Here is an 8,611-nt window from a genome sequence, read left to right as displayed (position 1 = left end):
CCCCCGACATCGATCATCCACGACGAGACCGGCGGCAAGGACAGCACGAGCCCTGCCGCTGCGAGCGACGGTGCGCGTCCCGATCCTGCAGCAGCCGAACCGGATTCGCCCACACCGGGTGGCGTCTGCGATACCGACACCCCACCGCCACCGGAGCCGGACGACCGTTCGACGAGCGATCAGGGACTGTGGAGCGATGCGGGACTGTGGAACGACGGTTCATTCGACGGCGACGATCCCTGCGACGGTGACGGCCGGTGCGGTGACGGCCTCGACTGTGGTTGCGGCACAGGGCCCGACGGCACCATCGAACCAGAGGGCACAGCTGAGCCCGACGACACAGTCGATGCCGATACCGACGGCGACGAAGCGCTGGGTAAGGCTGCAGCACGCGACGCTGCCGCCGCGCGGGATACCCGCACCCAACGCGAACGCCAACACGACGCCCTCAAACTCGCGCTCCGACACACCCTCGCCTCCGGCACCCTCGGCACCCACCGAGGCCTACCCGTCACCGCCATCGTCACCATGACCCTCAAAGACCTCGAAGCCGGCTGCGGCTACGCCATGACCGCCACCGGATCACGGGTGTCGATCCGCGACGCGATCCGCATGGCCTCCCACGCCCACCACTACCTGACGATCTTCGACGACCACGGCCGAGCCCTCTACCTCGGCCGCTCCAAACGCATCGCCTCCGCCGACCAACGCATCGTGCTCATCGCCCGCGACCGCGGCTGCAGCTTCCCCTCCTGCACCCGCCCGGCGACCTGGTGCCAAGCCCACCACGTCACCGACTGGAACACCGGCGGCTACACCGACATCGACTCCCTCACCTTCGGCTGCGACATGCACCACGCACTCGTCGGCACCGGCCCCGGCAAATGGGCCACCACCAAAACCGGAGCAGGACACCGGTACCCGGGCCGCACCCTGTGGCACCCACCGGCGGGGATGGACCCCAAGCGGCGCGGACTCATCAACCACGCCCACCACCCAGAAGAAGTCCTCTACCCACCCGACAATCACGACGAAACCGGTTACGAGGAACCACGACAACCCGCCTGACGACCCATATCACCGTCAGGGCACAGCCCTGCCGTCGAACCGGCCCGAATCAGCGGGCCGGATGACGCTGTCGATGGCGAATCAGAACCGCGATTCCGAGCCCCACCAGTATCACCAGCAGTGAAGCTGCGATGGTGAGGGAAGCTTCGATGGCCGGAAACAGAACGTGCAGCAGCGCTGCTGTCAGGAAATACACTGCTGCGAACGTGGAGTCCACAGGACGGAGTTCATGCCACACCTTGTCACGTACGAACTTCTTCTCCTTACCCAAGGTAACGGATGTGAGCTCAGCACACTAGAGGCCCAAACCTCGCAGTCTGTCGATTTCACGACGATCGCGCTTGGTGGGCCTGCCTGCCCCTCGATCACGCCTCGGTACGGAAGCCAGAACTTCTTTCGGTGGCGGCGGCGGACTGCGATCGATCAAGCACTCGGGAACGACCGCTGCGCCTACTCGTTTGGTGATGGCCCGCACCACGACGACGATCTTCTCGACTCCGTCGGCCCGCAGTCTGATCTCGTCGTCCGGGCCGATGCGATGCCCGGGTTTGGCGGGAGTTCCGTTGACGCGGACGTGCCCGCCGCGGCAGGCAGCAGCCGCGGCAGACCGCGTCTTGAACAACCGAACCGCCCAGATCCAACTGTCGAGGCGGACGCTCTGAACTTCCATCTTCGAAAGAATTCCTCACATTGCGAGGCTCGACTACATGTCCAGGCCGAGGTCGAGCACTGTCACCGAGTGTGTCAGACCGCCAACCGCAAGGAAGTCGACCCCCGTACGCGCGTAGTCCCGTGCCACGTCGACGGTCAGGCCACCCGAGGATTCCAGCTTCGTCTGCGGCGCGAACGTGTCTCGGCGCTGCACCGCCATCTGTGTCTGCCAGAGCGGAAAGTTGTCCAGCAGAACCAGTTCGACGTTCTCCGCCAGTACCTGGTCGAGTTGCTCGAGGCTGTCTACCTCGACCTCGCATGCGATGTCGGGAGCCGCGGCCCGCACTGCGTTCAACGCAGCGACGACCGAACCGGCTGCCGCCACGTGATTGTCCTTGATGAGCGCGGCATCTCCCAGACCCATCCGGTGGTTGACGCCCCCGCCGGCGCGAACGGCGTACTTCTGCAGTGAACGCAGTCCCGGCAACGTCTTTCGGCTGTCCCGGATCTTGCATTCGGTGTCGGCGACCTCGGCGACCCAGCCGGCCGTCGCGGTGGCGATTCCCGAAAGATGACAGACGATGTTGAGCATCGTGCGTTCGGCAGTGAGCAGACCTCGAGTCGGGGCTTCGACCGTCAGAACGGCCTGTCCCTGTTCGACCTCGGATCCGTCCTCGATGCGATGCACGACGGAGTATCCGCCGCTTCCGATCACCTCGTCGAGAACCAGGAGGCCGACATCGATTCCGGCCACCGTGCCGAATTGGCGCGAGACCACCGACGCGGTGGCGACGGCGTTCTCGGGAACCGTTGCCAGCGTGGTGATGTCGGGTCCGTACCGCAGGTCCTCGTCGAGGGCGGTCCTGATCAGTGCGAGAACTTCGTCTCGGTCGACGCCCGGGTTCACCTCGTTCGGGGAATCGGTCATGTCAATGTGCTCCCGTCATCACATCGTCGTTCACTATCGTCAACCGTCCATCGAGATCTCGTTCGACGAACAGACTGCGGCGCTGCGCCGGATCGCTCTCCGGCGCATCGCGTCGGGTATGACACCCTCTGCTCTCGCGCCGCTCGGACGCGGTCAGCACGATCACCTCCGCCGCAGCGGTCAACGCTGCGTCCTCGACCGCGCGCGCATCCACGGGCGGTTCCGATACCACGCCGTGCTCCAGAACACGTTGCGCTGCAGCAAGACCCGTTGCATCCCGTACGACGCCGACCTCGGCGGTCATGGTGCGCTGCAGCACCGCGCGGTCGATACGGCGGTAGGTGGGCAGTGCGACATCCGAGATGCTGCCGGTGCGGCCGACCCGTTCGGCAGCCACGTAGGCCGCACGCTCACCGACGACGAGACCCTCGAGCAGACTGTTCGACGCCAACCTGTTGGCACCGTGCAAGCCGGTGCGCGCCACTTCGCCCGCGGCCAGCAAGCCGGGAACCGAGGTACGTCCGGCCGTATCCGTCGCCACGCCCCCGCACGAATAGTGCGCTGCCGGTGCCACCGGAATCAGGTCCGTCGCCGGATCGAAGCCGGCCTCCAGGCACGAGGCGGTCACGGTCGGGAACCGTTCGTGGACGCGTTCGACCGTGCGGGCGTCCAGCAGTACGTGGTCGTCACCGCTGCCGTGCAGCAATTCGGCGATGGCGCGGGACACCACGTCGCGTGGGGCGAGGTCACCGAGCGGGTGCACCTCCGCCATGAACGCACGACCGGTGACGTCGACCAAGCGGGCTCCCTCTCCTCGCACTGCCTCGCTGATCAACGGGCGGCGGCCCGTCGACCCGGCGGCGAACAGAACCGTCGGATGGAACTGCACGAACTCCAGATCCGCGATCCGCGCACCGGCGTCGAGTGCGAGTGCAATGCCGTCGGCCGTCGCGCCGGGCGGGTTGGTGCTGCACGAGAAGAGCTGCCCCAGTCCGCCGGTGGCGAGCAGCACCGTCGGGCAATGAACGACGCCGACGCCGCGAGGTCCACGCACGAGAAGCCCGACAACCTCTCCGTCGGTGGTCAGCACCCGCACCGCGGTCGTGTCGAACTGCACCGTGGGCACCGACGCGTCCAGCGTGCGCTGCACCTCGGCCCCGGTCGCATCTCCCCCGGCGTGAACGATGCGACGAACGCTGTGGCCACCCTCGCGTGTCCGTGCCACCTCGCCGTCAGCTGCCAGGTCGAACTGCGCGCCCGCAGCCTCGAGCGAGGTGATCGCCGCGCGTCCGCCGGACACGATGGAGCGCACCGCGTCCTCGTCGCACAAACCGGCACCGGCAACACAGGTGTCGGCCACATGCGATTCGATCGAGTCCTCGAGCTCGGGACCGACGACCGCAATTCCACCCTGGGCGTACTGCGTTGCGGTGTCGGTGGACTGCCCCTTGCTGACGGTCACCACCCGCAGGCCGCGGGCCGTCGCGGTGCGCGCCGCGGTGAGTCCGGCAATTCCACCGCCGACGACGACCAGATCGGCCGCGGTTTCCCACGCGACCGATGGATTCACTCGCCGCCGCCCGGGGTGCCGATCTCGATCATCCGCTGCACCGACTTGCTCGCGATGTGCGCGGTCTCGAGGTCGACGTGCACCTCGTCGCGTCCTTCGACCAGGCAGCGCAGCAGAGCCGCAGGGGTGATCATCTTCATGTAGCCGCACGATGCGCGGTCGTTCACGGCGAGGAAGTCGACCTCGGGTGCAGCCATCCGCAGCTGATGCAACATGCCGATCTCGGTGGCGACGAGAACCTGCTTGGACGCCGTGGTGCGCGCAGCGTCGAGCATGCCGCCGGTGGAGAGAATCTTCACCTTGTCCGCCGGTACGAATCCCTCGCCTGCGAGGTACAGAGCCGAAGTGGCGCAGCCGCATTCGGGGTGGACGTACAGTTCTGCGTCCGGGTGGGTACGAGACTTCTCGGCCAACTCGTCGCCGTTGATACCGGCGTGCACGTGGCATTCTCCGGCCCAGATGTGCAGGTTCTCGCGTCCGGTGACGCGCTTGACGTGCGCGCCGAGGAACTGATCGGGCAGGAACAGGATGTCGCGGCCCGGATCGATCGACTCGACCACCTCGACGGCGTTCGACGAGGTGCAGCAGATGTCGGTCAGCGCTTTGATCTCGGCGGTGGTGTTGACGTACGAGACGACGACGGCCTCCGGGAAATCCGCCTTCCATTCGCGGAGTTGCTCTGCGGTGATGGAATCCGCGAGGGAGCAACCGGCGCGCTGGTCGGGGATGAGGACCGTCTTCTGCGGGCTCAGGATCTTCGCGGTCTCGGCCATGAAGTGGACGCCGCAGAACACGATCGTGTCCTCGGACACCTCGGCGGCGATGCGCGAGAGTGCGAGCGAGTCACCGACATGATCGGCGACATCCTGGATCGCAGGCAGTTGGTAGTTGTGTGCGAGCAGCGTCGCACCACGCAGATCGGCGAGCCTTCGGACCTCGGCGGCCCATTCCGGCGTCGCCTCGACTCCCCCGTAGCCACCGGCTCCGTCGACGATGTCGCGAACTCCGGCGAATGCCGAGTCCAGGGTGTTCACCCGGGTAGCGCTGCTGGTCATGACGGTTCTCCTTCACCGATCATCCGGTCGTCGGTGACCGAATTTCCTCCGAGGGAGTTTTCGACCTATGATCGAAAACATGATTCATCGTAGCACCGTCCACGAAGTCCTCATTGCGGTGTTCCAAGTTCGAACCTTTTCCGACCCCGATGCCCCGGAATTGGCGGTGCTGCTGTGGCAGCGCGCGCTCGATCCAGAGGCCGGGACCTGGTCGCTGCCCGGAGGCACCCTGCGCGACGACGAGAACCTCGCCACCTCCGCTCGGCGTCAGCTCGCGGAAAAGGTCGACGTGCGCTCGGTGGCACACCTCGAGCAACTGTCCGTCTTCAGCGAACCCGAACGTGTGCCGGGAGATCGGCGGATTGCGTCGACCTTCCTGGGCCTGGTGCCGATCTCGGCCGAGCCGACACTCCCCTCCGACACGGCATGGCACCCGGTTTCCGCACTGCCCCACATGTCGTTCGATCACGGAACCGTTGTTGCGCACGCGAGACATCGACTGGTCGCGAAACTCTCGTACACCAACATAGGATTCGCACTCGCGCCGGTCGATTTCGCGATCTCCTCGCTGCGCGAGATCTACGGTGCCGCACTCGGATATCAGGTCGACGCCACCAATCTGCAGCGCGTACTGAGCAGGCGTGGTGTCATCGAACCCACCGGACGACGCGCGCCGTCGGGCAAGGCAGGTGGACGACCGCCTGCACTGTTCCGCTTTGCCGACAACAGCATTCGAGTCACCGACGAGTTCGCCGCATTGCGCCCACCGCAGACGTGAACCGCTGCGGTCAGTCGACCCGATTCGAGTCGAACGACGGCGGCGGCGGGGAGAACTCGACATCGAGGTCGTCCGGTTCGGGATCGGTGTAGTGCAGATTGTCGTTGGGATTCATCGCCGCCAGCAGCAGGATCACCAGCGATGCCATCAGCGCCTGAACGATCAGCACCAGCGGGGTGTCGATGCTCGGCGCAACAGTGACGATCGACCCGACTGCAGGGTCGGCGGCCTTCGGAAACCGAAGAGCAGCAATCCCGTTGCCCACCAGGAGAGCAGCGACCGAACCTGCGAGAGCGCCGACGAAGATCGCACCGAACAGCCGCGGACCTCGCTCCGACTTCCACAGCCACCACCCGATCGGGATGACGAGACCCAGGGCCAAGGACACGAAGGAGAAGAGCGCGAGGCCGTCGAAGCGGTGCAGACTCTCACCGGTCAGTGCGGCCCCACGGTCCTGCGCCACCACGAGCAGCTGCTGCGCCGGTGCCAGGAATCCCCACAACATCCCGCCCAGAGCCGACACTGCCACCGAGACTCCGACAACCACCGACAGCACACGAACGGTACTGGTCCGCGGTGCGACTTCGAGAACGTCCGACATGACCACCTAGCGCCTACCCGTCGCGGCCGAGTCGACGAGACCGTGACGCGAGCACAGCGATGTCCACCCGTCGGGGACGATCTGGACCACCATGCGGCGTCCGCATTCCGCGCAGAACCGCGGCGGCTCCAGCCCGAGCCGGACGGCGACCGACAACGAATCCGCGCCTATCTCGGCTCGGGATTCGACAGGCCGGCCGGTGTACGGGTCGTAGTGGGTCTCGCTCGTCATTCGACCCACCCTAATACGCCCATCAGATAGTCGAGTTGAGCGCTTTGATCGGCATCTGCAGCTCGCCGAGAAGGTCGAGGTCCTGCTCTGCCGGACGACCGAGCGTCGTCAGGTAGTTGCCGACGATGACCGCATTGATGCCGCCGAGAATTCCCTGCTTCGCACCCAGATCACCGAGAGTGATCTCGCGGCCGCCGGCGAACCTGAGAATCGTGCGCGGCAGGGCGAGACGAAACGCAGCGACAGCGCGCAGAGCATCCGATGCCGGCAGCACGTCGAGGTCTCCGAACGGGGTTCCCGGCCGGGGGTTGAGGAAGTTCAGGGGCACCTCGTCGGGTTCGAGTGCGGTGAGATCGGCTGCGAACTCGGCCCGCTGCCCGAGCGTCTCCCCCATGCCGAGAATTCCGCCGCAGCACACCTCCATGCCTGCCTCGCGCACCATCTTCAGGGTGTTCCACCGCTCCTCCCAGGTATGGGTGGTCACCACGTTCGGAAAGTACGAGCGAGAGGTCTCGAGATTGTGGTTGTAGCGATGCACACCCATTGCCGCGAGCCGATCGACCTGATCCTGATCGAGCATGCCCAACGAGCAGGCGATATCGATCTCGACCTCGTTCCGAATGGCCTCGATACCCGCGGCGACCTGCGCGAGCAACCGATCGTCCGGTCCGCGTACCGCGGCGACGATGCAGAATTCCGTCGCTCCGGTCTTCGCGGTCTGCTTCGCAGCTTCCACCAGCGAGGGGATATCGAGCCACGCAGCTCGGACCGGGGAGGCGAAAAGCCCGGACTGCGAACAGAAGTGGCAGTCCTCGGGGCACCCGCCGGTCTTGAGGCTGACGATTCCCTCCACCTCGACCTCGGGCCCGCACCACTTCATCCGCACCTCGTGGGCCAACAGCATCGTCTCCTCGAGACGGTCGTCACCGAGCTCGAGAACCTCGAGAACCTGAGATCGATCGAGCGCGATGCCGTCGCCGAGCACCTGTGTACGCGCCGTGCGCAAAATGTCCATTCCGGGTCCCCTCGTCGTCGAACGGCATCGAAATTGAACACCGTTCAAGTTGAACGGCGTTCACGTTAGGCACCGCGCTCGGCTACTGTCAAAGCGACGCGGCGTCGAACGACAGGGGGAAGTACGTGCAACTGAACAGGCAGGACGTCCTGGACGGCGCGATCGCCATTCTCGACGAGTACGGCCTGGCAGACCTGACGATGCGCCGTCTGGCGACGTCACTGCACGTCCAGCCGGGCGCGCTGTACTGGCACTTCCCCAACAAACAGACGCTGCTCGGTGCCATCGCCGACCACATACTCTCGGGTGCCGATGCACCGTCCACCGAGGATTCGTGGGACGCACAGATCGCTCAGATCGCACACCGACTGCGCGACGCCCTTCTCTCCCGACGCGACGGTGCCGAATTGGTGGCCGCGACCTACGCCTCGAGGCTGACCACCAACCACATTCGCGAACGCATTGCCGCCGTGTGCATTCGAGCAGGACTGCCGCGACGCGACGCGGAACTCACCGCCGACACATTGCTGTACTACATCCTCGGTCAGACCGTGGACGAGCAAGCGCGGCTTCAGATGGATTCCGCCGGAGCCCTCACGCCCGACGCGTCGCCGCTTTTCGAGAGTCCAGATCCGACGAGCAGATTCGATTTCGGACTGAAACTCTTTCTCGACGGGGTACGCCACACCGCGGTGAACCGCATCCGCCGCTGAT

11 protein-coding genes are annotated in these 8,611 nt (G+C 65.7%); 3 read left to right on the top strand and 8 right to left on the bottom strand.

What is annotated here, in order from left to right; genetic code table 11:
• The coding region (locus CH249_RS13480) for an HNH endonuclease signature motif containing protein (RefSeq protein WP_256988304.1) at nucleotides 1-1,068 on the top strand (1,068 nt) is incomplete at its 5' end.
• A 49-nt stretch (nucleotides 1,069-1,117) separates the two neighbouring features.
• Here CH249_RS13480 and CH249_RS27880 read toward each other — a convergent pair.
• The 5 genes from CH249_RS27880 to nadA form a co-directional block, all read right to left on the bottom strand.
• The gene (locus CH249_RS27880) at nucleotides 1,118-1,264 is read right to left on the bottom strand and encodes a hypothetical protein (protein ID WP_179273242.1); all 147 of its coding nucleotides are present in this window, start codon (nucleotides 1,262-1,264) and stop codon (nucleotides 1,118-1,120) included.
• 99 nt (nucleotides 1,265-1,363) lie between these two features.
• Nucleotides 1,364-1,738 (bottom strand): RNA-binding S4 domain-containing protein, encoded by a 375-nt coding sequence (locus CH249_RS13475; protein ID WP_032394350.1) that lies wholly within the window; start codon nucleotides 1,736-1,738, stop codon nucleotides 1,364-1,366.
• Between the two features lie 33 nt (nucleotides 1,739-1,771).
• Complete coding sequence (gene nadC, locus CH249_RS13470; RefSeq protein WP_094682315.1) at nucleotides 1,772-2,647, bottom strand: carboxylating nicotinate-nucleotide diphosphorylase; 876 nt, start codon at nucleotides 2,645-2,647, stop codon at nucleotides 1,772-1,774.
• A gap of 1 nt (nucleotide 2,648) precedes the next feature.
• Nucleotides 2,649-4,217 (bottom strand): L-aspartate oxidase, encoded by a 1,569-nt coding sequence (locus CH249_RS13465; protein WP_094682314.1) that lies wholly within the window; start codon nucleotides 4,215-4,217, stop codon nucleotides 2,649-2,651.
• Nucleotides 4,214-5,272: a quinolinate synthase NadA gene (nadA, locus tag CH249_RS13460; RefSeq protein WP_052049319.1), complete on the bottom strand. Its 1,059-nt coding sequence runs from the start codon at nucleotides 5,270-5,272 to the stop codon at nucleotides 4,214-4,216. The genes CH249_RS13465 and nadA overlap by 4 nt, the downstream gene beginning before the upstream one ends.
• A gap of 79 nt (nucleotides 5,273-5,351) precedes the next feature.
• Between nadA and CH249_RS13455 the strand changes: the two genes are divergently transcribed.
• The gene (locus CH249_RS13455; RefSeq protein WP_032394685.1) at nucleotides 5,352-6,050 is read left to right on the top strand and encodes an NUDIX domain-containing protein; all 699 of its coding nucleotides are present in this window, start codon (nucleotides 5,352-5,354) and stop codon (nucleotides 6,048-6,050) included.
• Nucleotides 6,051-6,060: 10 nt separating this feature from the next.
• Here the strand turns inward: CH249_RS13455 and CH249_RS13450 are convergent, their stop codons facing one another.
• The 3 genes from CH249_RS13450 to bioB are packed head-to-tail and all read right to left on the bottom strand — an operon-like array spanning nucleotide 6,061 to nucleotide 7,897.
• A complete protein-coding gene (locus CH249_RS13450; RefSeq protein ID WP_045199658.1) occupies nucleotides 6,061-6,651 on the bottom strand; it encodes a DUF2567 domain-containing protein in 591 nt (196 codons plus the stop codon).
• A gap of 6 nt (nucleotides 6,652-6,657) precedes the next feature.
• Entirely contained in the window at nucleotides 6,658-6,882 is a 225-nt protein-coding gene (locus CH249_RS13445; RefSeq protein WP_094682313.1) for a hypothetical protein, read from the bottom strand.
• A 22-nt stretch (nucleotides 6,883-6,904) separates the two neighbouring features.
• Nucleotides 6,905-7,897, bottom strand: coding sequence for a biotin synthase BioB (bioB, locus tag CH249_RS13440; RefSeq protein ID WP_045194949.1), 993 nt, complete (start codon nucleotides 7,895-7,897; stop codon nucleotides 6,905-6,907).
• Nucleotides 7,898-8,022: 125 nt separating this feature from the next.
• On the opposite strand from bioB, the gene CH249_RS13435 reads away from it, so the two are divergent.
• Nucleotides 8,023-8,610 carry a TetR/AcrR family transcriptional regulator C-terminal domain-containing protein gene (locus tag CH249_RS13435; protein ID WP_032394355.1) on the top strand — a complete coding sequence of 196 codons (588 nt, stop codon included), beginning with the start codon at nucleotides 8,023-8,025 and terminating at the stop codon, nucleotides 8,608-8,610.
• The last annotated feature ends 1 nt before the right edge of the window (nucleotide 8,611 follow it).

The organism is Rhodococcus sp. 05-2255-3B1, assembly GCF_002258545.1.
In the GTDB taxonomy this organism is placed as follows: Bacteria; Actinomycetota; Actinomycetes; order Mycobacteriales; family Mycobacteriaceae; genus Rhodococcoides.
The sequence above is the reverse complement of the archived record's forward strand: the minus strand, read 5'-3'. Positions and strand labels throughout refer to the sequence as shown.